General features: G+C 62.6%; 17 protein-coding genes, 2 tRNA genes, 2 rRNA genes and 1 riboswitch (1 of these 22 cut by a window edge). Of the genes, 11 read left to right on the forward strand and 10 right to left on the reverse strand.

Annotation, left to right across the window (positions count from 1 at the left end; translation table 11 throughout):
* From I6F38_RS12170 to I6F38_RS12185, 4 genes are all read right to left on the reverse strand, one after another.
* A 23S ribosomal RNA gene (locus I6F38_RS12170) occupies nt 1-898 on the reverse strand; it reaches 1,948 nt to the left of the window's first position.
* 392 nt (nt 899-1,290) lie between these two features.
* Nucleotides 1,291-1,366, reverse strand: a tRNA-Ala gene (locus I6F38_RS12175).
* Between the two features lie 111 nt (nt 1,367-1,477).
* A tRNA-Ile gene (locus tag I6F38_RS12180) sits at nt 1,478-1,554 on the reverse strand.
* Nucleotides 1,555-1,765: 211 nt separating this feature from the next.
* Nucleotides 1,766-3,254 (reverse strand): 16S ribosomal RNA (locus I6F38_RS12185).
* Together the 16S and 23S rRNA genes with 2 tRNA genes alongside form the textbook arrangement of a ribosomal RNA operon.
* 1,003 nt (nt 3,255-4,257) lie before the next feature.
* On the opposite strand from I6F38_RS12185, the gene I6F38_RS12190 reads away from it, so the two are divergent.
* From I6F38_RS12190 to I6F38_RS12200, 3 genes are all read left to right on the forward strand, one after another.
* A complete protein-coding gene (locus tag I6F38_RS12190) occupies nt 4,258-6,321 on the forward strand; it encodes a M23 family metallopeptidase (protein ID WP_225160476.1) in 2,064 nt (687 codons plus the stop codon).
* 104 nt (nt 6,322-6,425) lie between these two features.
* A complete protein-coding gene (locus I6F38_RS12195) occupies nt 6,426-6,788 on the forward strand; it encodes an SPW repeat protein (protein ID WP_225160477.1) in 363 nt (120 codons plus the stop codon).
* 94 nt (nt 6,789-6,882) lie between these two features.
* A complete protein-coding gene (locus I6F38_RS12200) occupies nt 6,883-7,149 on the forward strand; it encodes a hypothetical protein (protein WP_038385289.1) in 267 nt (88 codons plus the stop codon).
* A gap of 53 nt (nt 7,150-7,202) precedes the next feature.
* On the opposite strand, the gene clpB is transcribed toward I6F38_RS12200, so the two are convergent.
* A complete protein-coding gene (clpB, locus tag I6F38_RS12205; protein WP_225160478.1) occupies nt 7,203-9,854 on the reverse strand; it encodes an ATP-dependent chaperone ClpB in 2,652 nt (883 codons plus the stop codon).
* A 299-nt stretch (nt 9,855-10,153) separates the two neighbouring features.
* Nucleotides 10,154-10,717 (reverse strand): XRE family transcriptional regulator, encoded by a 564-nt coding sequence (locus tag I6F38_RS12210; protein WP_225160479.1) that lies wholly within the window; start codon nt 10,715-10,717, stop codon nt 10,154-10,156.
* A 57-nt stretch (nt 10,718-10,774) separates the two neighbouring features.
* Between I6F38_RS12210 and I6F38_RS12215 the strand changes: the two genes are divergently transcribed.
* Together I6F38_RS12215 and I6F38_RS12220 are read left to right on the forward strand one after the other, a co-directional pair.
* Nucleotides 10,775-11,290, forward strand: coding sequence for a GNAT family N-acetyltransferase (locus tag I6F38_RS12215; protein WP_225160480.1), 516 nt, complete (start codon nt 10,775-10,777; stop codon nt 11,288-11,290).
* Nucleotides 11,291-11,345: 55 nt separating this feature from the next.
* Nucleotides 11,346-12,137, forward strand: coding sequence for an MOSC domain-containing protein (locus I6F38_RS12220; protein WP_225160481.1), 792 nt, complete (start codon nt 11,346-11,348; stop codon nt 12,135-12,137).
* Nucleotides 12,138-12,179: 42 nt separating this feature from the next.
* On the opposite strand, the gene I6F38_RS12225 is transcribed toward I6F38_RS12220, so the two are convergent.
* Nucleotides 12,180-12,845: a TIGR02594 family protein gene (locus tag I6F38_RS12225; RefSeq protein WP_225160482.1), complete on the reverse strand. Its 666-nt coding sequence runs from the start codon at nt 12,843-12,845 to the stop codon at nt 12,180-12,182.
* A 243-nt stretch (nt 12,846-13,088) separates the two neighbouring features.
* On the opposite strand from I6F38_RS12225, the gene I6F38_RS12230 reads away from it, so the two are divergent.
* Together I6F38_RS12230 and I6F38_RS12235 are read left to right on the forward strand one after the other, a co-directional pair.
* Entirely contained in the window at nt 13,089-13,955 is an 867-nt protein-coding gene (locus I6F38_RS12230; protein ID WP_225160483.1) for an alpha/beta hydrolase, read from the forward strand.
* A gap of 228 nt (nt 13,956-14,183) precedes the next feature.
* Entirely contained in the window at nt 14,184-15,572 is a 1,389-nt protein-coding gene (locus I6F38_RS12235) for a hypothetical protein (RefSeq protein ID WP_225160484.1), read from the forward strand.
* Nucleotides 15,573-15,639: 67 nt separating this feature from the next.
* Here I6F38_RS12235 and I6F38_RS12240 read toward each other — a convergent pair whose 3' ends face one another.
* From I6F38_RS12240 to I6F38_RS12250, 3 genes are all read right to left on the reverse strand, one after another.
* A complete protein-coding gene (locus I6F38_RS12240; RefSeq protein ID WP_225160485.1) occupies nt 15,640-18,519 on the reverse strand; it encodes a G8 domain-containing protein in 2,880 nt (959 codons plus the stop codon).
* Nucleotides 18,520-18,698: 179 nt separating this feature from the next.
* A complete protein-coding gene (gene metW, locus I6F38_RS12245; protein WP_225160486.1) occupies nt 18,699-19,388 on the reverse strand; it encodes a methionine biosynthesis protein MetW in 690 nt (229 codons plus the stop codon).
* Nucleotides 19,385-20,590 (reverse strand): homoserine O-acetyltransferase, encoded by a 1,206-nt coding sequence (locus tag I6F38_RS12250; RefSeq protein WP_225160487.1) that lies wholly within the window; start codon nt 20,588-20,590, stop codon nt 19,385-19,387. Before I6F38_RS12250 ends, metW begins: the two co-directional genes overlap by 4 nt.
* 84 nt (nt 20,591-20,674) lie before the next feature.
* A riboswitch (SAM riboswitch) is annotated at nt 20,675-20,754 on the reverse strand.
* A gap of 174 nt (nt 20,755-20,928) precedes the next feature.
* On the opposite strand from I6F38_RS12250, the gene I6F38_RS12255 reads away from it, so the two are divergent.
* The 4 genes from I6F38_RS12255 (at nt 20,929) to I6F38_RS12270 (ending at nt 24,436) form a co-directional block, all read left to right on the forward strand.
* A complete protein-coding gene (locus I6F38_RS12255; RefSeq protein ID WP_225160488.1) occupies nt 20,929-21,777 on the forward strand; it encodes a chorismate mutase in 849 nt (282 codons plus the stop codon).
* A 99-nt stretch (nt 21,778-21,876) separates the two neighbouring features.
* Complete coding sequence (hisC, locus tag I6F38_RS12260) at nt 21,877-22,974, forward strand: histidinol-phosphate transaminase (protein WP_028341890.1); 1,098 nt, start codon at nt 21,877-21,879, stop codon at nt 22,972-22,974.
* Between the two features lie 4 nt (nt 22,975-22,978).
* Nucleotides 22,979-23,911 carry a prephenate/arogenate dehydrogenase family protein gene (locus I6F38_RS12265; RefSeq protein WP_225160489.1) on the forward strand — a complete coding sequence of 311 codons (933 nt, stop codon included), beginning with the start codon at nt 22,979-22,981 and terminating at the stop codon, nt 23,909-23,911.
* A 90-nt stretch (nt 23,912-24,001) separates the two neighbouring features.
* Nucleotides 24,002-24,436 carry a VOC family protein gene (locus tag I6F38_RS12270; protein WP_225160490.1) on the forward strand — a complete coding sequence of 145 codons (435 nt, stop codon included), beginning with the start codon at nt 24,002-24,004 and terminating at the stop codon, nt 24,434-24,436.
* The last annotated feature ends 55 nt before the right edge of the window (nt 24,437-24,491 follow it).

Genomic DNA, 24,491 nt, shown 5'->3' on the forward strand with positions numbered 1-24,491 from the left:
CGGAGAACCAGCTATTTCCCAGTTTGATTGGCCTTTCACCCCTAACCACAAGTCATCGGAGCCTTTTTCAACAGGCACCCGTTCGGTCCTCCAGTGAGTGTTACCTCACCTTCAACCTGCTCATGGCTAGATCACTAGGTTTCGGGTCTAATACAACGAACTTGACGCCCTATTCAGACTCGCTTTCGCTACGCCTTCGCCTATCGGCTTAAGCTTGCTCGTTAAATTAAGTCGCTGGCCCATAATACAAAAGGTACGACGTCACCCAGAACGTATCTTGGGCTCCGTCTGTTTGTAGGTGTCCGGTTTCAGGTCTATTTCACTCCCCTCGTCGGGGTGCTTTTCACCTTTCCCTCACGGTACTGGTTCACTATCGGTCGCTGAGGAGTACTTAGGCTTGGAGGGTGGTCCCCCCGTGTTCAGACAGGATTACACGTGTCCCGCCTTACTCGTGGATACATCATCGCATTACTCGTACGGGGCTATCACCCTCTGAGGCCCTGCTTTCCTGACAGGTTCCGATTGTCTTTGATGTATCACTGGCCTGGTCCGCGTTCGCTCGCCACTACTAACGGAGTCTCGATTGATGTCCTTTCCTCCAGGTACTTAGATGTTTCAGTTCCCTGGGTTTGCTTAAAACCTCCTATTTTATTCGGAAGTCTCATACCTTCTCTTGATAACCGGAAATCCAAAACCTCGCAGTCTGATTTCTCGCATTTCTGGTCGAACCCCAACACACAAGGTCTTGGAGTTCCGGCTATCGAAGGTGGGTTTCCCCATTCGGAAATCCGCGGATCAAAGCTTCTTCGCAGCTCCCCACGGCTTATCGCAGCGTAGCACGTCCTTCATCGCCTCTCAGCGCCAAGGCATCCACCGAACACCCTTAAGGCACTTGATTGCTCTCATTATCAATGTCCACACACTCGGCAGAATGTTATCTGCACAACTGCCATTGAAGGCACGCATCCTCGATGAATGCGATTGCGCAGCCGGACATTGACTAGAAAGACCAGCTTGCTTCGTAAGATCGGCCCGATAGCGAGGCGGTCAAGCTTCGCTAAAAGGGATCATTTACAACCCGCATCCAATCTTGCGATTGAAAGCGAGCGCCGAAATGATCCCGGAGATAATGAATGGCTCAGGCGAATTGCTTCGCTTGATCCAAACTCGGATCGATCTCCTCTTTACGATGTCAGAAAACACGCACGTCACCGTCCATCCGGACCAATGAGTGCGAAGTGATGTTTCGCGGACGATATTGACGAGGCTTACTCAAGCTTCAATTCCATCTGGTGGAGCCAGACGGGATCGAACCGACGACCTCATGCTTGCAAAGCACGCGCTCTCCCAGCTGAGCTATGGCCCCGTACCAGAAGACGAAGCGCATTGTTGATACCCGCTCGCCTTCGCCAAGGCTGCGGCGCAGCAGCCTTCATCTTGAAGGGCCCGCCTAGCCGAAGCAGCGAAGCGCGAAGGCTGGTGGGCCTGGGAAGACTTGAACTTCCGACCTCACGCTTATCAAGCGCGCGCTCTAACCAACTGAGCTACAAGCCCCTAACACGAGAGACAAGCCGGCGCGCACTCGACATCAAGCCGGTGCATCGCACAGCGCTCAGCCCCTGGCGCGTGTTCGTCCGCGAAGAAAGAGAAACGAAGACGGCGAAATCCCGCCAATGGAGCTCAACAATCCTGAAACTGTTGGCCCCTGAATGTTTCTAAAACGATCCGATAGATAGCGTGAGCTGATCTGAAGGATCATCCTTAGAAAGGAGGTGATCCAGCCGCAGGTTCCCCTACGGCTACCTTGTTACGACTTCACCCCAGTCGCTGACCCTACCGTGGCCGGCTGCCCCCTTTCGGTTAGCGCACCGTCTTCAGGTAAAACCAACTCCCATGGTGTGACGGGCGGTGTGTACAAGGCCCGGGAACGTATTCACCGTGGCGTGCTGATCCACGATTACTAGCGATTCCAACTTCATGGGCTCGAGTTGCAGAGCCCAATCCGAACTGAGACGGCTTTTTGAGATTTGCGAAGGGTCGCCCCTTAGCATCCCATTGTCACCGCCATTGTAGCACGTGTGTAGCCCAGCCCGTAAGGGCCATGAGGACTTGACGTCATCCCCACCTTCCTCGCGGCTTATCACCGGCAGTCTCCTTAGAGTGCTCAACTAAATGGTAGCAACTAAGGACGGGGGTTGCGCTCGTTGCGGGACTTAACCCAACATCTCACGACACGAGCTGACGACAGCCATGCAGCACCTGTCTCCGGTCCAGCCGAACTGAAGAACTCCGTCTCTGGAGTCCGCGACCGGGATGTCAAGGGCTGGTAAGGTTCTGCGCGTTGCGTCGAATTAAACCACATGCTCCACCGCTTGTGCGGGCCCCCGTCAATTCCTTTGAGTTTTAATCTTGCGACCGTACTCCCCAGGCGGAATGCTTAAAGCGTTAGCTGCGCCACTAGTGAGTAAACCCACTAACGGCTGGCATTCATCGTTTACGGCGTGGACTACCAGGGTATCTAATCCTGTTTGCTCCCCACGCTTTCGTGCCTCAGCGTCAGTATCGGGCCAGTGAGCCGCCTTCGCCACTGGTGTTCTTGCGAATATCTACGAATTTCACCTCTACACTCGCAGTTCCACTCACCTCTCCCGAACTCAAGATCTTCAGTATCAAAGGCAGTTCTGGAGTTGAGCTCCAGGATTTCACCCCTGACTTAAAGACCCGCCTACGCACCCTTTACGCCCAGTGATTCCGAGCAACGCTAGCCCCCTTCGTATTACCGCGGCTGCTGGCACGAAGTTAGCCGGGGCTTATTCTTGCGGTACCGTCATTATCTTCCCGCACAAAAGAGCTTTACAACCCTAGGGCCTTCATCACTCACGCGGCATGGCTGGATCAGGCTTGCGCCCATTGTCCAATATTCCCCACTGCTGCCTCCCGTAGGAGTTTGGGCCGTGTCTCAGTCCCAATGTGGCTGATCATCCTCTCAGACCAGCTACTGATCGTCGCCTTGGTGAGCCATTACCTCACCAACTAGCTAATCAGACGCGGGCCGATCTTTCGGCGATAAATCTTTCCCCGTAAGGGCTTATCCGGTATTAGCTGAAGTTTCCCTCAGTTGTTCCGAACCAAAAGGTACGTTCCCACGCGTTACTCACCCGTCTGCCGCTGACATATTGCTATGCCCGCTCGACTTGCATGTGTTAAGCCTGCCGCCAGCGTTCGCTCTGAGCCAGGATCAAACTCTCAAGTTGGACTTGAAACCTTGAACCGGCTGATCACAACGTTTGACGAGGTCCCACCATTCTTCGTCGACCGAAGTCAACGAGCCGCCCGCGATTCACATCGTTGGCAGCGATGGTGTAACCTTTAAAACGTGTACCGCCGAAGTCTTTCGTCCACTCTCAGAAGTCAAAAGCCGAAGCTTTCAAGTATCCGAGAGACGCAAGGACTCCGCCGTCCACGTTTCTCTTTCTTCATCTTCACTTGTCAAACAGCCCGGGATCCGATGACCCCACACCCTTAGAGGGTGGTTCTACCCTTCACCGGCCGACGGTGAACTTCAACCGATTTATGTCGGCTGTTGTGTCACTCATCGAAGTGAGGAGCATCAGTGGCGCGTTCGCTCGCCTTGGTCAGTGACCCGGCGGCGCCGCGCTCAGTGGTTGGTTTATAGTCCGCACCCCTCGGGATTGTCAACGGCCATTGTCAACAAATCGTCGCACGCCCAAATCGCTTGTGCAGTGCGAAGAAATTCTCGTGCTTTCCGTGGCTTAGGTCAGAGGTAAAAATTCGTCACCCAGCCCTCGTGGCAAAAAACTTTAAAAAAAGTTCGTCGCCGGGGGGCCCGTGAGGCCCTCCAAAACGGGTTCCAACCGCCCCGGGCCGGGCGGCGCGCATCGACCTGCTTTCAGGGAAGCTTTTCCACCTCAAATGCCGCACTTGAGCCACAATCCTGCGACGTTCTGGCTATAACGAATGCATTGAACCGCTCGTAACCTGTGGGGGCTGGGGCGGTTTTTCTGGGGGACCAGGCGATTTTCTCCAAAAATCCGTCGCCTCTTCCCTTCGCGGCCGAGCAACATCGAGAGATCTGCACATTGACGTTCGAGATCGCGGCTAGCTAATGGCCATCGGCTCCTCGAATTCGATGCGTGTGGCTCGCCACACTGCCGAGATTCCTCTTCCGGGGATCAAGGTGGGGACGAGGACGAGCTGAGGTCGATCGCAGTTGCTGGAATTTGGGGGGATATCGGGTTGAGCCAACGGGCGTCACGCGGAAGCGGCATTGGGCGCGAGACCGGGATGATCGATCTCGGTCACGAACCGCCGCTTTCAGTCGACGGCACCGAGGCCGCGGTGATCGACCGCCGCCGTGTCTCCGTTCAATGGTTCAGCGGCACCATTCTGACTGGACTATGTGGCGCGGCCCTGATCGGCGGCGCCGTTTTTGCGTCGCTCGACGGCGAGATGACCTTCGCCAAGGTGCCGGAGCGCGTTGAAGGCGCGCTCCGCGGCGCGTTCACCGGCAACGATCGCGTCGTCAGCCTGCACAAGGGCGACCGCCTGCCGCCGCCCAGCGAATCCTCCGCCTCCCGCAGCCTGGTGCGCGTGTCGACCGTGACCCGCGTCGGCAATCGCGACGTGATGCGGGTGCGGCCCTTCATCCGAATTTCCGGCAATCTCTCGATGACCACGAGCGACCTGTCGGCAAAAATCCCTGCGTTCAACGCGCAGCGTCTGCTGACCGATGTCGGCTCCGACACGCCGGCGGCGGCCGAGGATCCGAATGCCGCGGCCGAGCCCGACGCCGAGGTCTCGTTCGTCACCAAGGATCTCGGCTCGGTGCTGCCGAAGGCCAAGCTCGCCGCCGTCGTCGCGCTCGACGACGTGCTGATGCGGGTCCGCGACGCCGCCAATTGGCGCGGCTCCGGCGGCTCGGTGCGCTACGCTTCACTCGCCAATGCCGCGGCTGACGCGAGCGGCGCCGGCCCCGACATGAGGATGGCCTACGCCACCGAGGGCAACACCTCCGATCCCTATGCCGGCTTCGAGACCCGCGTGGTGCCGGAAAACGTCACCCTGCTGCCGAAGACCAAAGAGCAGGTCACCGGCGGCAATCCGGTCGGCGAACGGGTTCACGTCGTCAGGAAGGGCGACAGCATCACCTCGATCCTGCGCGATCAGGGCGCGACGCCCGACGAGGCGAAGGCGATCGCCGCAACGCTCGGTCCGCGCGGCCGCGAGGGCGGCCTGAAGGAAGGCCAGAAGGTACGAATCCTGATGGCGCCGGCGGCGCCCGGACCGAATGTCAGGCTGCAGCCCTATCGCGTGATCGTCGCCAACGAATCCGTCATCGAAGCCGTCGCTGCGCTGTCCGATCTCGGCAAATACGTCGCCGTCGACGTGCAGAGCATGAACACTGTCACCGAGACCGCCGACAATTCCAGCGACGATGACGAGGATGATGGCAGCGGCGTACGGCTCTACCAGAGCATTTACGAGACCGCGCTGCGCAACAAGGTGCCGCCGACCGTCATCGAAGACATGGTCAAGATCTACTCCTATGACGTCGATTTCCAGCGCAAGGTCCAGCCCGGCGACTCGTTCGACGTGTTCTTTGCCGGCGAGGACGAGGGCGTCACCAGCACCGAAAAGACCGAAGTGCTCTACGCCGCGCTGACCGTGGGCGGCGAGACCAAGAAATACTACCGATTCCAGAGCTCGGACGACGGCCTCGTCGACTACTATGACGAGACCGGCAAGAGCGCAAAGAAGTTCCTGGTACGCAAGCCGGTCAACAACGCGATCATGCGTTCGGGCTTCGGCGGCCGCCGCCACCCGATCCTCGGCTATGTGAAGATGCACACCGGCGTCGACTGGGCTACCGCCTACGGCACGCCGATCTTCGCTTCCGGCAACGGCGTGCTCGAGAAGGTCGGATACGAGGGCGGTTACGGCAAATATATCCGCATGAAGCATGCCAATGGCTACGAGACGGCCTACGGCCACATGTCGGCCTTCGCCAAGGGCATGGAGATCGGCAAGAAGGTGCGGCAGGGCCAGGTGATCGGCTTCGTCGGCTCGACCGGCCAGTCGACCGGCCCGCACGTCCACTACGAAATCCTGGTCAACGGCCGATTCGTCGACCCGATGCGCGTGAAGCTGCCGCGCGGCCGTTCGCTGGAAGGCCCGATGCTGGCGAACTTCGAGAAGGAGCGCGACCGGATCGAGGCCCAGATGTCCAGCCGCGGCAGTTCGCGAATCGTCTCGGACGCCACCAGTTCCACGTCGCAGACGCGCTCCACCACCAACCGCTGATGATGCGATAGGGCGCCAGTTCCATCAGATTTCGCCTGTGAGATGGGAACCCGAACGGCGACCATCCAGTTGATTCGTCAGTGAAACCTCCAACGGAGGGTGTCATGGAGAACTGGACGAACGCAAAACTGTGCGATGTCGCTAACCTGATCCTCGGCGCGCTTCTCTTCCTATCGCCGTGGCTGTTCAAGTTCGACGCCGGAACGGTTTCCACCAACGCCTACATCGTCGGCCTCGCGATGGCGGTCCTTGCGATCGCCGCGCTCGCGGCATTCGCGGTCTGGGAGGAGTGGCTGAACCTCATCGTCGGGCTTTGGGCGCTGGTCTCGCCCTGGGTCCTGGGTTTCCAGGGAATGACCACCGCGACGACCGTGCACGTGGTGATCGGCATCGCTGTCGCGGTCCTTGCGGCGATCGAGCTCTGGGCGATGTCCCAGCATCCGCCTCGGCTCACGACGCACAGCTGAGGCCTTGAACTGATCCATCCCTACCCGCTGGCGCGGATCGCCGGCGGGGGGGGTCTGGTTGCGCTCAACGAAGATATGCACAAGGATTTGCACCATGACCCAGCTCACCCGCGACGATGTGCTGAAGGCCGTCGGCCACACCGACGACGTCACGATTGCCAGGATCATTGCGTCGGGAGCAACCATCACCGAGCTTGCCGAGGCGCAGGCCTGGCTCGCCAATGACGAACCGCTGATCAATGCCGGCAGGCCGCTGGCCACTGGCCGTGCCCGCGAACTGGTCGATATCCTTTCCGAGCTCGAGTCCGCCGAGGACGACGAGCCCGCCAGCCCTTCGCCGCCGATCGTCCCGCAGGAGTGATTCGCAAATGAATCCTCCCCGCGACCTGCGGGGAGGATTCTGGTGTTGCGCCGTCAGTTCAGCTTGCGCTTCGAGACCGGGGCCTCGAACTGCACGATCTCGGCGGTTTTGGGCACCTGACCGTTGAAGGTCAGCACGTTGCCCTTCTCCGAGATCGCGACATGATCGCCGTCCTTGACCTCGCCGGCGAGGATCATCTCGGCCAGCGGATCCTGCACGCTGCGCTGGATCACCCGCTTCAGCGGGCGGGCGCCGTAAGCCGGATCCCAGCCCTTCTCGGCAAGCCAGTCCCGCGCCTTGGCGTCCAGCGTGAGCTCGATCTTGCGATCCTCGAGCAGCTTGGTCAGCCGCGCGAACTGGATCTCGACGATACGGCCCATCTCGCTCTTCTGCAGGCGGTGGAACAGGATGATCTCGTCGATGCGGTTCAGGAATTCCGGCCTGAAATGCGCCCGCACGACGCCCATCACCTGATCGCGGACCGCCGCGGTGTCCTCGCCTTCCGGCTGATTCACCAGGAACTCCGAACCGAGATTCGAGGTCATGATGATCAGCGTGTTGCGGAAGTCGACGGTGCGGCCCTGACCATCGGTCAGGCGGCCGTCGTCGAGCACCTGCAACAGCACGTTGAAGACGTCGGGATGCGCCTTCTCGATCTCGTCGAACAGCACCACCTGATAAGGCCGCCGCCGCACCGCTTCGGTCAGGGCACCGCCCTCATCATAGCCGACATAGCCGGGAGGCGCGCCGATCAGCCGCGAGACCGAGTGCTTCTCCATGTACTCGGACATGTCGAGGCGGACCATCGCGGTCTCGTCGTTGAACAGGTCAGCGGCGAGCGCCTTGGTCAGCTCGGTCTTGCCGACGCCGGTGGGGCCCAAGAACATGAACGAGCCGGTCGGCCGGTTCGGATCCTGCAGGCCCGCGCGGGAACGGCGCACGGCGGTTGCCACCGCACGCACGGCTTCAGCCTGGCCGACGACGCGCTTGGCGAGACTGTCCTCCATTTTCAGGAGCTTGTCCTTTTCGCCCTCGAGCATCTTGTCGACCGGCACGCCGGTCCAGCGCGAGACGACCTGCGCGATGTGGTTGGCGGTGACCGCCTCCTCCATCATCTCGCCGCCGTTCGGCCTGCTGTTCGCTTGCGCCTCGATGTCGGCGAGCTTCTTTTCCAGCTCGGGAATCCGGCCATAGGCCAGTTCGCCCGCCTTCTGGAATTCGCCGCGACGCTGCGCATTGGCCAACTCGACGCGGAGCGCATCGAGCTCGCTCTTCAGCTTCTGGGCATTGGAGAGCTTGTTCTTCTCCGCGCTCCAGCGCGCCGTCAGCGCCGTCGATCGCTCCTCGAGCCCTGCGAGCTCCTTCTCCAGGGTCTGCAAGCGGCTCTTGGAGCCGGCATCGTTCTCCTTCTTCAGCGCCTCCTGCTCGATCTTCAGCCGGATGATGTCGCGATCGAGCGAATCGAGCTCTTCCGGCTTCGAATCGACCTGCATTTTCAGCCGCGCCGCCGCCTCGTCCATCAGGTCGATGGCCTTGTCGGGCAGGAAGCGGTCGGTGATGTAGCGGTTCGACAGCGTGGTCGCGGCCACCAGCGCGGAATCGGTGATGCGCACGCCGTGATGCTGCTCGTACTTGTCCTTCAGGCCGCGCAGGATCGAGATGGTGTCCTCGACCGTCGGCTCGCTGACATAGATCGGCTGGAACCGGCGGGCCAGCGCCGCATCCTTCTCGACATGCTTGCGGTACTCGTCGAGCGTGGTCGCGCCGATACAGTGCAGCTCACCGCGCGCGAGCGCAGGCTTCAACAGGTTGGACGCGTCCATCGCGCCGTCGGTCTTGCCGGCGCCGATCAGCGTATGCATCTCGTCGATGAACAGGATGATGCCGCCCTCGGCGGTCGAGACCTCCTGCAGCACCGACTTCAGCCGCTCCTCGAACTCGCCGCGATATTTCGCGCCGGCGATCAGGGCACCCATGTCGAGCGACAGCAGCTTCTTGTCCTTCAGGCTCTCCGGCACGTCGCCGTTGAGGATGCGCAGCGCCAGGCCCTCGACGATCGCGGTCTTGCCGACGCCGGGCTCACCGATCAGGACGGGATTGTTCTTGGTCCGTCGCGACAGCACCTGGATGGTGCGGCGGATCTCCTCGTCGCGGCCGATCACCGGGTCGAGCTTGCCGTCGCGTGCCGCCTGGGTCAGGTCGCGGGCATATTTCTTCAGCGCGTCGTAAGCGTTCTCGGCGGTCGCACTGTCGGCGGTGCGGCCCTTGCGCAGCGCTTCGATCGCCGCATTCAGGTTCTGCGCCGTCACGCCGCCCTTGTTCAGGATCGAGGCCGCCTCGCTGCCCTTCTCGAGCGTGAGCCCGAGCAGCAGCCGCTCGACGGTGACAAAACTGTCGCCGGCCTTGTCGGCGGCCTTTTCCGCCGCATCGAAGGCACGCGCCAGTTCCGGCGACAGGTAGACCTGCCCGGCACCATTGCCCGAGACCTTCGGCAGCTTGTTCAGCGCCTCTTCGGTCGCTTTCAGGATTGCTCTGGAATTGCCGCCCGCACGGTCGATCAGACCGCCGGCGAGTCCCTCATTGTCGTCCAGCAGCACCTTCAACAGATGCAGCGGCGAGAACTGCTGGTGACCGTCGCGCATTGCGAGCGACTGGGCAGACTGGATGAATCCGCGCGCGCGCTCGGTGTACTTCTCAATGTTCATTCGTTTTCCCTCGGCCTGCCATCGTCACCCGGGGCGCGATCAGCAAAAGTGGGTACCGGTTTTGCGTCCGATCGCGCCCAAACTTTAAGTTTGCGCGTGGTCTTGTCGCGAAACCGCACACACTTTCGCGGACCACGCGCGAAGGCATGACAACGGCATCTTCATTGGGTTTCCGCGGGCCGCGTTGACGTTCCTCAACCAGCCTCTGGTCGTCGCCATCATTTTTCAGGCTTGCCGCAGATGTGGGCACTTGGTTCCAAAACGGAAGAGCCACAGTCTGCGATTTCGCCCGATGAAGCTCAGCGCCGCACGATGGCGACAAGGTACCGGCAAGGCTGAGCGGTTTCGTTACGAAAGACGATGTCCGACGGCGGACCGAGCTCGACGCGGTCGCCCGCAGCGAGCTCGTGGCGCTCCGCTCCTTCCATCAAGGTGAGGCGGCCGCTGATTACCCAGACCACCTGGCGGACCAGGTGATAGGCGCTGGCGGGGAAGCCGGCCTCCTGCCTCGCAGGCAGATCGATCTCCACCAGCTCCAGCGGATTGGCCGGATGCAGGAACACCTGCCGTCGCAGATAGGCCGCCTTCGGATCGCGCCACACCGGCTGATCCTTGGCCCGCTGCAGGCGGGAATTGTGTGAGGCAACCTCGAATAGCGCGGCCATGGTCAGACCGTAGGCCGTGGCGATCCGCGAGAGCGTCGCCGCCGTCGGGCTTGCCTCCGCCCGCTCGATCTTGCTGAGCATGGCCTTGGACACGCCGGCCCGCCCGGAGAGGTCCGCCAGCGACCAGCCGCGGCCCTCCCGTTCGGCGCGAACCCGCCGCCCGAGAGCCTCATCGGCCTTGTCCTCTATAATTGACATATTGTCTTATATAGTAGACGATGGGGTCCATTCAAGAGGCCCGTCAAGGAACCACCGATGATTATCCGCCCCGCCACCGAGCAGGACATCCCGGCCATTACCGCGATCTTCAACGAGGCGGTCGCCAACTCGAACGCGATCTGGACGGAGAAGCAGGATTCCGAGGCCGAGAGGCTGGCCTGGATGACGGCGCGGCAGGCTCTGGGCTATCCCGTGCTGGTGGCCGTCGAGGGGACGACGGTGCTCGGCTACGGCACATTCGGCGACTTCCGGGCCTTCCCGGGTTACCGCTACAGCGTCGAGCACAGCGTCTATATCCATGCCGATCATCGCGGCCGCGGCCTCGGCCGGATCATCGTCGACGAGCTGATCGCCGCGGCCACCGCGCTCGGCAAGCACGTCATGATCGCCGGCATCGACGGCGGCAATCCCGCCTCGCGGCGGCTGCACGCGCAGGCCGGCTTCGTCGAGGTCGCCCGGATGCCGGAGGTCGGACGCAAGTTCGGCCGCTGGCTCGATCTCGTGTTCATGCAGCGCCTGCTGGACGCTCCTGGAGCGGCGCGCGCCGACTAGTACCTTCCCGCGGCCGGCAGTTCTCCTCGCACGCCAAACAGGCTAGAGCGGGCGAATGGACAATGCGCACGCTTCCTCCGCCCAGATCACCGGCATCTATCGCTACCCCGTCAAGGGCCTCACGCCCGAGTCGCTGCCGCACGCAGAGCTCAAGATCGGTGAGACGCTCCGCTCCGATCGCCGCTATGCGATCGAGAACGGCCCGAGCGGCTTCGATCCCTCGGCGCCGAAATGGCTGCCGAAGCCGCATTTCCTGATGCTGCAGCGGGACGAGTGGCTGGCGCCGCTGCGCGCCCATTTCGACGATGACAGCCACGTGCTGACGCTGCGTCGGGATGGCGCGATGGTGGCCCAGGGCGACCTCGAGACCGCGGAAGGCCGCGCGGCGATCGAACGCTATTTCGCTGACCGTCATACCGGCCAGATCAAGGGCCCGCCCAAGGTGCTGGTCAGCCCCGGGCACAGCTTCTCCGACGTGCCGCGCAAGGTGGTCTCGATCATCAATCTGGCCAGCCTGCGGGCGATCGAGCAGATGGTGCAGGCGCCGGTGCATCCGCTGCGCTTCCGCGCCAACCTCTATGTCGAGGGCTGGCCGGCCTGGCATGAAGCCAGCCTGCTCGACCAGACCATTGCGATCGGCAGCGCCCGGGCCAGGGTGGTGAAGCGCATCACCCGCTGCGCCGCGGTCAATGTCGATCCCGATACCGGCGCGCGCGACCTCTCGGTGCCGAACACGCTGATGCAGCGCTTCGGCAATAATGAATGCGGCATCTACGCCGAGATCATCAGCGATGGCGGCGCCGCCGTCGGCGACACGATTGCCGCTGAGGGACCTGTAGCGTCGTAGGCCGGGCAAGGCGCGTGCGCGCCCTGCCCCGCTTTCGAGCGATCAGTTGGTCGGCATCACATAGGCGTAGATCCGGCCGCGCGAGACCCGCGTCTCGCGGACGCGGTGGCCGCTGTTGCCCGAGATCATGGTCGGATTGCCCTTGGCATCGACGCCGGTAATGATGCCGACATGACCGCCGCCACGGCGGCTCATCACGGCGATGGCGCCGACCTGCGGTCCCGAAACGCGCGTGCCGTATTTGGCGAACGAGCTCGCCATGTCGGAGCCGGTGCCGCGATGGCCGGTGTGCTGCAGCACCATGTTCATGAAGCGTGCGCACCACAGGCTGGAGCGGTCGGTCGGATTGCCGCCGAGATAGCGGCGCGCCTCGGCCACGATGCCGGACGAGCCGAAGCCGCCTGCCGCGCTGACGCCGCCGGTGTTGGGCACGGGGTCAGCGCTGCCGGGCAACGGCGCTGCGTTGGTTTCGACGATCCCGCCCGGTTGCGCGAGTGCGCGGCGCTCGGCGCGCGACAGCCGCGCTGTGTGCCGATAGTGATGACGGGCGTAGTGACGCGCGTGATGACCGGCATGGGCCGAATGCGCGTGACGTGAATGATGCGGACGGGCGGATGCCGGAGCGGCGGAGATCACGGCGAGAGTGAGCAAACACAGAGCCAGCGCCAAAACACGAAGCGACCGGCGACACGCAAGCAACTGAACCATACTTCACTAGATCCTCTGTAACGCCCCCCAATTCCCCGTCGCGTTCCCAAGGAAACACTCAAGGGAACACGGCGGTGGTTTTGAAAATCGGGATGGCGCGAGGAAGATTTCATGCGGCGTTGCGGGAACAATTTCTGGGTCATTCCGCGATGATTCGATGACGAGAAAGGAACCGGAACTGCCGCATTGCAGCCTTGAAAATTAACTGCAAATCTGGTGGCGGCCAACGAGAGGAGAATTTCAATGCCCTACGCCACGACGAAAGATCATGTCCGCCTCCATTTCGAAGAGGCCGGCAGTGGCAGCCCGATCATCTTCCTGCACGAGTTCGCCGCCGATCACACCAATTGGGAGCCGCAGATGCGCTACTTCGCGCGCGGCCACCGCTGCATCGCCTATTCGGCGCGCGGTTACACGCCCTCCGACGTGCCGCCGAGCGCCAACGTCTACACCTACCAGCACTTCTATACCGACGCGCTCGCGGTGCTCGACCATCTCGACATCGCCAAAGCGCATTTCGTCGGGCTCTCGATGGGCTCCTATTCGTCGTTGCAGGTCGCCCTCAACGCGCCGGAGCGCGCGCTGTCAATGACGCTGGCCGCGGTCGGCTCCGGCTCCAGCCTCGAGCATCTCGATGCCTTCCGCGCGCAGTGCCGTGCCAATGCCGAGCAATATGAGAGCATCGGCGCGGTCGAGGTCGCCAAGGTGACGCGCGAGGCGCCGAGCCGGATCCCGTTCCTGGTCAAGGACCCGCGCGGCCACGCCGATTTCTATGCCGCGCTCGCCCGCCACGACGCCAGAGGCTCCGCCAACACGATGCGCAGCTTCCAGGGCGGCAGGCCCTCGATCTACACCATGACCGACGCCATCAAGCGCGCCGCGACGCCGGCGCTGATCCTGTGCGGCGACGAGGACGACAATTGCATCGCGCCCAGCATGTTCCTGAAGCAGCATCTGCCGGCCGCCGGGCTTTCCTTCTTCCCGAAGTCGGGTCACGTGCTCAACCTCGAAGAGCCGGCGCTGTTCAACGAGATGGTCGAGCGCTTCATCGCGCTGGTCGAGGCCGGCCGTTGGCCGGTACGCGATCCGCGGTCGCTGGTGGCAGGGTGATTGTCCCGTGTCGTCGCGGTCGCGGGGTGCAGGACGCAGCAGAGCCTGCGCGGTAAAGGCAGACAGCGCGCGCAGTCTGCGTCCGGAATATGGGCAAAGGAAATCCATCAACGTTCCGATGCCACCGGGCGAACTATGAGAGCAGGTTACCTTCTTCTGCTCTGCGTTATTTCTATCGGGCTTGCGGTCGTCTCCAGGACGGTTTGCGCGGAAGGCTTCGTTGAGGAAATGAAACTGGAAGCCGCGGGCGCCGCAGCGAACACGTCCTATCTCCTGGATGGGAAGCCACAGCCTTCGATCCCGATCGGCTGGGCCGTAATGAGCCCAATGATCGTCGTCATCGGCGACGATCAGTACGCGCCCATTTTCGCGCCTTGCGATCCTGCCAATCCAGGCCTGTACTGCGTCGAAATCGTGAGAAACGGCGCGAGGTTCGCGCAACCGCTCGATATGGGGCACGCCTTCGCGCCGGACGGCTTTCAGGCCGAGCTCGCCTATCATCCTCCGCTGTTGTTTACCGACGGAACCAGGCTGCTGGTCGCTTACTGGGTCCGCGCCAAGGATCACCGTTCCATCATCCAACTGCTTTCGCTCGATCCAAAAGCCTCCGCTCCCGCCCCATGGACCCTATTATCGAGGCTCGAGAACCCCGGTGACGAGCTTCTGAGCTATCTCGGAGGAGCGATGGGGCCCGCCGGCGAAATCGTGATCGCTGGATACGGGACCGGTGGACCTGCGCGGAGCCACCGGCTCGAACTCACCAGGATAGTTCCGCCCTACACTGGCCCGTGGATGCCGAAACAGCTCATCGCCGAATATCCCTCTCCAGCCTACGCGCCGGAATATCCTCATGTCGCCATCCGTGACGATGGCAGCATCAGCATTTTGACCGTGCTCGCCAACTACACGCCATGTCCGGAGAATCAGGTCACGTATTCGGTCTACAAGAACGTCATCGCCTTCGAGGGCCGTTATGGCGAGCCTTTCGTCGCGCGGTGGAGCGACGCTACGGCCGACACCGTGGCCGATCCGGCGAATCACGGCGACAGCTGCCTCTATGGAGCGAACCGTTATCCGTTGGCGCATTTTTGGGACAAGCAATCGCACGCTATCTATTCGATCGTCCGCAGCGCCAATCTCGATGGAGTCGACGCCACGAACAGGGTGGGATCGAACGCCCGCTTTTCACGGACATTCAAGCTCTATCGCGACGGCACCCTGGTCGTGCCCGACCTTGCGCCCTACTTCGCGCAATATTTTGTCGACCCGGAGCATCCCTGCTACCGGCCAGAAAGCGCCTGTCATATCCATGCCATGACGATGACCCGTCTCGATAATGGAGAATTCGTCATCTTCGCCAACGCCCGCGACGATGACGCCGCGTTGACCTACTCAAAGATCGGCGTGATCTGGTCGAAGGATCTCCAGACCTTCTGCGAGCCGGTCTATCTGTCGACCTCCTACGGTCCCGGATACAGCATATTCGTCGCGCAACCCGACAAGAATGGCATGCATTCGGTGCGCAAGCTTGAGTTTCTCAACGCCGGCAACACGTATAATCCGGTGCACCTCAACTACAATCAGCGTATGACCTTCTGGCGCTATTCCCTCGAATAGCACCGGCGCGATTTTGCAGACACGCAGCAATCAACAAGGGCGCGAGCAATTCGCGCACGCGCCGCTATCATTCGCCGCTTGTCGCCTGAGCGAACGTCGCGCGGATGTCTCTTTCCATCTCCTGTTCGAAATTGCACTTCCCGCAGTACTGCGCCTGCTTGTAGAACTCGTAGTTCCTTCCGCGCCTGACCGCCTGTTTTGTCACGGTGAGCGACAACGGCAGCGATGTCATGTCCCCCGCCGGATCGGGAAACTTCACATCGAGCGCGATATGGCCTTGCCCGTCGGGCCGCAATACCGGGAAATCTTGGATGAACGCCATCGTGGTGATGCGGTTGCCGACCATATCGGCGACGATTCCCTCCAGCCGATAGCCATAGCGCACGTCGTCAGGGTGAATTTCCAGCTTGCGAAGCAAAGGATGCACGATCAGCTTTGGGCTGGTCTTCTTGACGAAGACAAAGTTGGGCTGCTCGGAACCGGGGGCGAACATCCAGCGGCTTTTTGCGACCTGGTCCTCCGTGTTGACGATATGCTGTCCGGCCAAAGGATAGAGCTCGTTCGAGGGATTTTGCGCAAACTCCATTTCCTTCGACGTCGGCGTCAGATTGTCCGCATCGACCAAGGCCATTGTCGCATTGCTGCGCGGAAGTGGCTTCGCATCGGCCGGCGCCAGCTGGCCGCCGAACGCGACGCCAAACCGCGCCTTGATTTCCCCGCTGGTCAGCCCCTTGAGATCGGTTGGCCCGCTATTCGCAAAGGGGACAAAGTTTTCGTTCTGCGACCCGAAATACAGCCGGAAAGTCTTGCCGGCGGAATCGTTCCAGAAAATCCGGTCGTTCTCGAAGAGCATGGCGACGTCGCCATTCGCCGGCACGGCCATATCCTTCAGATCGAAATTCGTCGTCGCTCCCTCGGACGGAACGTGAATATTCCTGAGCGTAACCACGCGGAACGGCCGATTCGCCGATTCGATCATGATGTTCGTTCGGTTGCGAAGGAACGCGCCATCGACGGCATTGATGCCGCGCCGCGGCAGCACCAATCCAGTGGGGAACCGCTCCGCCGTAACATTCTGGAAGGTAATGTTCTCGGTCTGGGAATTTCCCCCGATCGCAAAATCAGTATCCATGTGGCGTTCGCCGCCATAGGCGTAGACGTTGCGGATCAGCGTGTCCCGGACGTAGGGGATGAACAGCGCGTGCCGGCTGACATTCCAGACCGTGATATCCTCGATGAGGCTCTGGGAAGGATGCGGCGCAAGTAGCTTGTGATTCCAGATCTCGACCCCGTCGGTCGAGCCGGCGGCGTGGTTGCGTGCGAAATACAAATCGACGTCCGACGTCGAAATGCGGCCGTCCACATCGGCGTTGACTCGATTATCGGTGTTGCGTGCGTTGAAATAGGTACGGTTGCCGCCTTCCGCGAACGAATAACCGAACACGACGTAGGCTCCCGCGGCGTGTCCAAAAGCCCAATTATCCGTTACCCGGACGCCGGCGCTTTGCATCCAAAAGCCATGCCCCTGATGGCCATTGTCGAAGATCCCCATTCGGCTGACGATATCCTCGCCTGATCCGGTCGATCGGATGGCGAGATTGCCCCGAAACGATCCAATCTCCGTGCCGTTCTCCGCCAGGAAATGCGAGCCGGCGATCGCGAACGTCACATTGTTTTCTGCCAGGAGATGACCGCCATGGTTGACGATGCCATGCTTCGGACTTCCCCTCGCGACACTGTTGCGCACCACGTGAGGCGGAATATCGATTCGCGCGCCTGAGACGACGTGGAAATGAAGCGCGTATCGACCAATAGTGTTGTCGTCGGATCCAGGGACCAGCTTTCCGGTCTCGTCGAGATCAGGTGCGGTCTGGGCCCGTTTCGTGTCGGTACGGCCGAGATCCCTGAACTCGGCGCCGTCGATGTTCACACCGGTCTGCTGATGCAGGAACATGATATGGCCGCGCGCCGAAAAGGACGCCGCAGCCTCGGAGCTAACCCTGACATTTCTCGTCAGGTTGCCGATCGGGACGGAGGTGCCGTCCGGCGTCAGATGCGAATATTTGAGCGGCCTATCGAGGACGATACGCTCACCCTCGACGCTGACGATAATTGGCGTTTCGTCCTCGCTATTTAGATCGCTGGTCCCAGGTACGATCAGCTCATCTCCGGCCGACCAGTTCGACGCAGGCCGATCGAACTGGAACACTGCCACCCCGGCCACGAGTTGGCTCTGCGGTATCTTCCAGGCCGTCTTTTCGGCGCCATGAATCCGGATGGCGCCCATCGAAATGAGGCCACCGGCCATGTCGAATGGGTCGTGCTCCCGGTCTCGGAACGTCCGCGCGGCAAAGGTGAGCTTTGCGACGACAGTCTTCGAGACGGGATGATCTACGGTCCCCATTTCGAGGGCGCCGTCGGGCGTCACCACAATCGTTCCGACCTTGACGGAAGTGGCCTGATCGGTACTCCAGACGAGAGCCCCATCGACGCGAATCCAGTCGATTTTGGCCGTGAACTCCTTGTCGATCTTGACGGTCAGCCCGGATGGAATGCGGACTTTCGCGCCGTCGGCAGGCGGCTTCCCTTGTACCCAGGTGGACGGCGCACTCCAATCGCCCGACGATGCGGCGATATCGGTCTCGGAGCACAGGGCTACCAGATCGAGCGCGGCGGAATGCTCTCGATGGCGAGCAAGGTCGGGGACGTGATCTGCCGCATGTCCGGACGCACGCGTGTCGCAGCCTCCATTCAGCAGCGCCAGATGTCCGAGTTGATGCCCATCGGGGATGGACATATTGGCGGCCCACAAGACCCCGGACAGTGCAACGACGAGCAATAGCGCAATCGAGAAACCTGTTCGCATTGTCTTCCCCAGCAAGTGACCATTGCGCGTCAGCCCGATGACCACCAGTTCACGACTGATTCCATCATCTCTGATCCGCATGAGCCACTTTTACACGGCGAGCGCGAACAGGAAAGCTGTACATCGACAACCCAATCCTGTCATCGCCGACGATCTGCATCGGCGGAGATTCCACGTGTTCCTTTGAAGGGTCGAGCACCGGCCTCTGGCCGGTGCTGTGTGCGATCCGATGTCGCAGGTGGCGGCGACGGGTTGACGCTTCACACGGCTTTCACTTGGCCTTGTCGCTCGCCCCCTCCACCCCTGCTGAGCAGGAACACACCCTGCTCGCCGAACATGTTCCACACCCACCACGGCAGGTTGAGCGGCACCGGACGGCCGTAGAGATCGAGCGCCACCGCGCGCTCCATCTTGACGTTGATCTCCTCGCAGAGCTGCACGAAATCCTTGATGGTGCAGAAGTGGATGTTCGAGGTGTCGTACCAGCTCGCCGGCAAATTCTCGGTGCGCGGCATGTGGCCGCCGATCAGGAGCTGCAGCCGCATCTTCCAGAACCCGAAATTCGGGAACGAGACGATGGCGCGCTGGCCAATCCGCAGCAGGTTCTCCAGCACCACCTTGGGCTGCCGCGTCGCCTGCAAGGTCTGCGACAGGATCACGTAGTCGAACGCATCATCCGGATAATTGACGAGGTCGGTGTCGGCATCGCCCTGCACCACCGCGAGCCCCTTGGCGACGCAGCCATTGACGCCCTCGCGCGACAGCTCGATGCCGCGGCCGTCGATGCCACGGCTCTCCAGCAGTTGCAGCAATTCGCCGTCGCCGCAGCCGACGTCGAGCACGCGCGAGCCCGGCCGCACCATGTCGGCGACCAGCAGATGATCGGTGCGATAGCCGCCGGTCCGCTCCGGCGCGATGCCCGGCAAGGGCAATGTCTGCTGCATGCTCATGACTGACCGCCGTCCTTCAGTCCGCGCGCCTTGGCTGCGGCCAGCAGGAAGGCGCGGGAGATGTCGAGGAATTCGGGCACGTCGAGCAGGAAGGCGTCGTGCCCCTTGTCGGTCTCGATCTCGGCGAACGACACCCGCGCGCTCGACGCGTTCAGCGCATGCACCAGCGCGCGCGATTCCGAGGTCGGAAACAGCCAGTCGCTGGTGAACGACACCACGCAGAACCGCGTCTGGATGCCGGTGAACGCCTTCGCCAGCACGCCGTTGTGGTCGGCGGCGATGTCGAAATAGTCCATCGCGCGGGTCAGATAGAGATAGGAGTTGGCATCGAAGCGCTCGACAAAGGACGAGCCCTGGTAGCGCAGATAGCTCTCGACCTGGAAATCCGCATCGAACGAGAAGGTCGGCAGCTCGCGGTCCTGCATCCGCCGTCCGAACTTGCGATGCAGCGCGGCGTCCGAGAGATAGGTGATGTGCGCGGCCATCCGCGCCACCGCCAATCCGCGGTGCGGATGGGTGTCCTCGTCGACATAGCGGCCGCCGCGCCAGTCCGGATCGGCCATCACGGCCTGGCGGCCGAGCTCGTGGAACGCGATGTTCTGCGCCGAGTGGCGCGTCGAGCAGGCGATCGCGAGCGTCGAGAACACGCGCTCCGGATAGGCCGCGGTCCATTGCAGGACCTGCATGCCGCCCATCGAGCCGCCGACCACGCAGAACAGCGTCGTGATGCCGAGACGATCGATCAGCATCGCCTGCGCACGCACCATGTCGGGGATGGTGATGATCGGGAAATCGAGTCCCCACACCTTGCCGGTCGCGAGGTTCAACGACGCAGGGCCGGTCGAGCCCATGCAGCCGCCGATCACATTGGAGCAGATGATGAAGTACTTGTCGGGATCGATCGGCCGGCCGATGCCGACCATGGTCTCCCACCAGCCGGGCTTGCCGGTGACGGGATGGATGTTGTTGACATGCTGATCGCCGGTCAGCGCGTGGCAGACCAGGATCGCGTTGGAGCGGTCGGCATTGAGCTCGCCATAGGTCTGGTAGGCGATCTGGAACGGTGCGAGATCGATGCCGCAATCGAGCTTGAGCGGCTGGTCCATCCCGAACTTCGCCACCAGTGACGACGGGTGGTCGGCCTCATGGGCGCGATCATCGCTCGGGGTTTGTGGGCTCGGTATCGGACGCACGTTGCTCATCTAGGCGACCCTGCCTCCGCGCGGGAGGGCTCGACGGACCTCAGGCCAATAAAAACCCGGCCTGAACAAAGGTTCGGCCGGGAGCTGATAAGGTCCCCGGCCTGTTTAGCGAGTTGTTTAACGTGGCTGCAAGCCGGCCGGCTCAAATGACCACGGGACACAGGGAACGTAGTCCCCACGCCCCCCGCCGTCAAGACAGCCCTGCCCACGGCCAATTGGTTAACCGAACGCGCAAGGCACGCCTGCGACGTTTCTCTTTGCTTTCGCTCCCCGTCTTTCCTAATCAGGGACCCTGTCCGACGCGGCAACAGGCCGCCCCGACGACAAGGTTTGAGAGCATGTCCAACCCACCCCCGTCGCCGCCCTCGCTGCAGGAGCTGCGCAAGGAAATCGATGCGATCGACGAGCAGGTTCACCGCCTGTTGATGGCGCGCGGCGACATCATCGACCGTCTGATCCAGGTCAAGAAGACCCAGGAGGTCGGCTCCGCATTCCGCCCGGCGCGCGAGGCCAGCATGATGCGCGAACTGGTGCGGCGTCATCGCGGCATCCTGCCGCTCGACACCATCGAGAGCATCTGGCGCGTCATCATCTCGACCTTCACCTATGTGCAGGCGCCGTTCGCGGTGCATGCCGATGTTTCCGTCGGCGAGTCGGCCATGCGCGACTCGGCGCGGTTTCACTTCGGCTTCGTGGTGCCTTACGTGTCGCATTTCAGCGCACAGGCCGCGGTCGAGGCGGTGGCGAAGTCGAAGGGCGACCTCGCGCTGGTCTCCGCGATCGCAAGCCGTACGCCGTGGTGGAATGCGCTCGAGGCCGATGGCGCGCCGAAGATCATCGCGCGGCTGCCGTTCCTCGAACGCGCCGACCATCCGGCCGCGCTGCCGGTGTTCGTGATCTCGCGGGTCGCCGACGACGCCATGGTCACCGAGGTGCAGACCTGGAGCGTGCGCGTCTCCGGCTGGAACGCCGATGTCGCCCGCGCGCTTGCCCCGCTCGCCGAGATCGTCGCGGTCCCCGACACCGCCTTCGACGGCGCGGCGCTCCTGGTCTCGGTCACCGGCCACGATTTCGAGGCCATCAAGCTCGCCCTGATCCAGGCCGGCGCCTCGGTGCGCTCGTCGGCCCTCGTCGGCAGCCACGCAACGCGCTATACGGTGCCCTCTAACGGATCGGCCAGGACCTGAAGCAAGAGCCAGCCGCCCGTCCAGACTTTTGTTTTGACGCGTTTTCTTCACGCGAACCGGTATCCACTTCGCTCGAAAACGCTCTGTTCGGAGTTGATGATGTCCCGCCCCGTGCCGAACCCCGGCATCCTCGATATTGCGCCCTACACGCCCGGCAAGAGCCCGGTGCCGGAACCGGGCCGCAAGGTGTTCAAGCTGTCCGCCAACGAGACGCCGTTCGGTCCGTCTCCGAAGGCGATCGCGGCCTACAAGGCCGCGGCTGACCATCTCGAGGACTATCCGGAGGGCACCTCGCGCGTGCTGCGCGAGGCGATCGGCCGCGCCTACGGGCTCGATCCCGACCGCATCATCTGCGGCGCCGGCTCCGACGAAATCCTCAACCTGCTGGCGCACACCTATCTCGCGCCCGGCGACGAGGCGATCTCGACCACCCACGGCTTCCTGGTCTACCCGATCGCCACCATGGCGAACGGCGCCAGGAACGTGATCGCGGCCGAGACCAATTTCACCGCCGACGTCGACGCCATTCTCAAGGTGGTGACGCCGCGCACGAAACTGGTCTGGCTCGCCAACCCGAACAATCCGACCGGCACCTACATCCCGTTCGACGAGGTCAAGCGGCTACGCGCCGCGCTGCCGTCGCACGTGCTGCTGGTGCTCGACGCCGCCTATGCCGACTACGTCTCGCGCAACGACTACGAGCTCGGCATCGAGCTGGTCGCGACCACGGACAACACGGTGGTGACGCACACCTTTTCGAAGATCCACGGCCTTGCGGCGCTGCGGATCGGCTGGATGTTCGGGCCGGCGCATATCGTCGATGCCTGCAACCGTATCCGCGGTCCGTTCAACGTCACGACGCCGGCGATGCTGGCGGCGGTGGCGGCGATCGAGGACACGGCGCATGTGCAGATGTCGCGGACCCACACCGAGCAATGGCGCAACTGGCTGACCGAGGAGATCGGCAAGCTCGGGCTGAAGGTGACGCCGAGCGTCGCCAATTTCGTGCTGATCCATTTCCCGACCGACAAGGGCAAGACCGCGGCGGAAGCCGACGCCTATCTCACACGGCGCGGCCTCGTGCTGCGCGCACTCAACAATTACAAGCTGCCGCATGCGCTGCGCATGACCATTGGCACCGAGGAGGCCAACCGCCTCGTGGTCGAGGGGCTGCGCGACTTCCTAGCCGGAAAGTGACATCGTGACCACCGCTCCGCTCTTCAAACGCATCGCGCTGATCGGCTTCGGCCTGATCGGCGGCTCGATCGCGCGCGGCGCGCGCGCGCAGGGGCTGGTCGACGAGATCGTGACCACCGCGCGCTCGGAGAAGACGCGTGCGCGCGTCGCCGAGCTCGGCATCGTCGATCGCGTCGTCGAGACCAACATCGAGGCGGTGAAGGACGCCGACCTCGTCATCCTCTGCATCCCGGTCGGCGCCTGCGGTCCGGTCGCCGCCGAGATCGCCGGACATCTCAAGCCCGGCGCCATCATCTCCGACGTCGGCTCGGTGAAGGGCGCCGTCGTCAAGGACATGGCGCCGCATCTGCCTGACGGCGTCCACTTCGTCCCGGCGCATCCGGTGGCCGGCACCGAGCATTCGGGGCCGGATTCCGGCTTCGCCGAGCTGTTCATCAACCGCTGGTGCATCCTCACCCCGCCCGAAGGCACCGATCCCACGGCGACCGACCGATTGCGCACGTTCTGGGCCGCGCTCGGCGCCAAGGTCGAGATCATGACGCCCGACCATCATGACCTCGTGCTCGCGATCACCAGCCATCTGCCGCATCTGATCGCCTACACGATCGTCGGCACCGCCGACGAGCTGGCGCAGGTGACGGAATCCGAGGTCATCAAATTCTCCGCCGGCGGCTTCCGCGACTTCACCCGCATCGCTGCCTCGGACCCGACGATGTGGCGCGACGTATTCCTCGCCAACAAGGACGCCGTGCTCGAGATGCTCGGCACCTTCAACGAGGATCTGTCGAAGCTGACCCGCGCGATCCGGCGCGGCGACGGCGAAGCGCTGTTCGACCACTTCACCCGCACCCGCGCCATCCGCCGCGGCATCGTCGAGACCGGCCAGGACTCCGCCGCACCCGACTTCGGCCGGCCGCATGCGAATTTGGAGAAGTAGGCGGGGCCGACCCGCCTACCGGTCGACGGAGCGAGCTGGTAGCCTCGCAGCAGGAAAGCCGGCGCGTCGCTGATGACAGGGAGCGATCAGATGATACTCAGTCCGAATCATGTGACGATCGCAGTGGCAGATGCCGGCCCGGCGATCGAATTCTTCGCACTGCTCGGCTTCAAGAAGACTCACGTCGCGACCATCGACGGCGGCGTTCCCGCCCGGTACATGGGCATGCCGGCCATGAGAGCGCAGCACATCACCCTCGCACTCGAAGGAGCGGATTTCGAAATCCAGCTGCTTCAGTTCGACCCGCCCCCGGGGACCGATCCGGGGGTGCACCCGACCAATCTGCGAAAGCTGGGCTTCAATCACCTCGCCTTCCGCGTCGACGACATCGAGGCGGCCACCGCGCACCTGGTGGCCAACGGTGTCACCATGCTGAGCGAGGAGATGGACTACATCAGCCGGAAGCTCCGGCTGTTCGAGGGACCGGAGGGCATCACCTTCGAGTTGGTCCAGCGGGACGCCTGAGACTACGCTGGCCAGGGCCGTTTGCATTGCCCCAAGCGGCGCGGAATGATGTCGG

The sequence above is a fragment of the Bradyrhizobium sp. BRP56 genome, assembly GCF_020194035.1.
GTDB classification, from domain to species: domain Bacteria; phylum Pseudomonadota; class Alphaproteobacteria; order Rhizobiales; family Xanthobacteraceae; genus Bradyrhizobium; species Bradyrhizobium australafricanum.

Excerpts from the sequence above, each read along its gene's own strand:
- I6F38_RS12195 (WP_225160477.1), top strand. The coding sequence starts at position 6,426 with ATGGAGAACTGGACGAACGCAAAACTGTGCGATGTCGCTAACCTGATC.
- I6F38_RS12200 (WP_038385289.1), top strand. The coding sequence starts at position 6,883 with ATGACCCAGCTCACCCGCGACGATGTGCTGAAGGCCGTCGGCCACACC.
- clpB (WP_225160478.1), bottom strand. The coding sequence starts at position 9,854 with ATGAACATTGAGAAGTACACCGAGCGCGCGCGCGGATTCATCCAGTCT.
- I6F38_RS12210 (WP_225160479.1), bottom strand. The coding sequence starts at position 10,717 with ATGTCAATTATAGAGGACAAGGCCGATGAGGCTCTCGGGCGGCGGGTT.
- I6F38_RS12215 (WP_225160480.1), top strand. The coding sequence starts at position 10,775 with ATGATTATCCGCCCCGCCACCGAGCAGGACATCCCGGCCATTACCGCG.
- I6F38_RS12220 (WP_225160481.1), top strand. The coding sequence starts at position 11,346 with ATGGACAATGCGCACGCTTCCTCCGCCCAGATCACCGGCATCTATCGC.
- I6F38_RS12225 (WP_225160482.1), bottom strand. The coding sequence starts at position 12,845 with ATGGTTCAGTTGCTTGCGTGTCGCCGGTCGCTTCGTGTTTTGGCGCTG.
- I6F38_RS12230 (WP_225160483.1), top strand. The coding sequence starts at position 13,089 with ATGCCCTACGCCACGACGAAAGATCATGTCCGCCTCCATTTCGAAGAG.
- I6F38_RS12235 (WP_225160484.1), top strand. The coding sequence starts at position 14,184 with ATGAAACTGGAAGCCGCGGGCGCCGCAGCGAACACGTCCTATCTCCTG.
- I6F38_RS12240 (WP_225160485.1), bottom strand. The coding sequence starts at position 18,519 with ATGCGGATCAGAGATGATGGAATCAGTCGTGAACTGGTGGTCATCGGG.
- metW (WP_225160486.1), bottom strand. The coding sequence starts at position 19,388 with ATGAGCATGCAGCAGACATTGCCCTTGCCGGGCATCGCGCCGGAGCGG.
- I6F38_RS12250 (WP_225160487.1), bottom strand. The coding sequence starts at position 20,590 with ATGAGCAACGTGCGTCCGATACCGAGCCCACAAACCCCGAGCGATGAT.
- I6F38_RS12255 (WP_225160488.1), top strand. The coding sequence starts at position 20,929 with ATGTCCAACCCACCCCCGTCGCCGCCCTCGCTGCAGGAGCTGCGCAAG.
- hisC (WP_028341890.1), top strand. The coding sequence starts at position 21,877 with ATGTCCCGCCCCGTGCCGAACCCCGGCATCCTCGATATTGCGCCCTAC.
- I6F38_RS12270 (WP_225160490.1), top strand. The coding sequence starts at position 24,002 with ATGATACTCAGTCCGAATCATGTGACGATCGCAGTGGCAGATGCCGGC.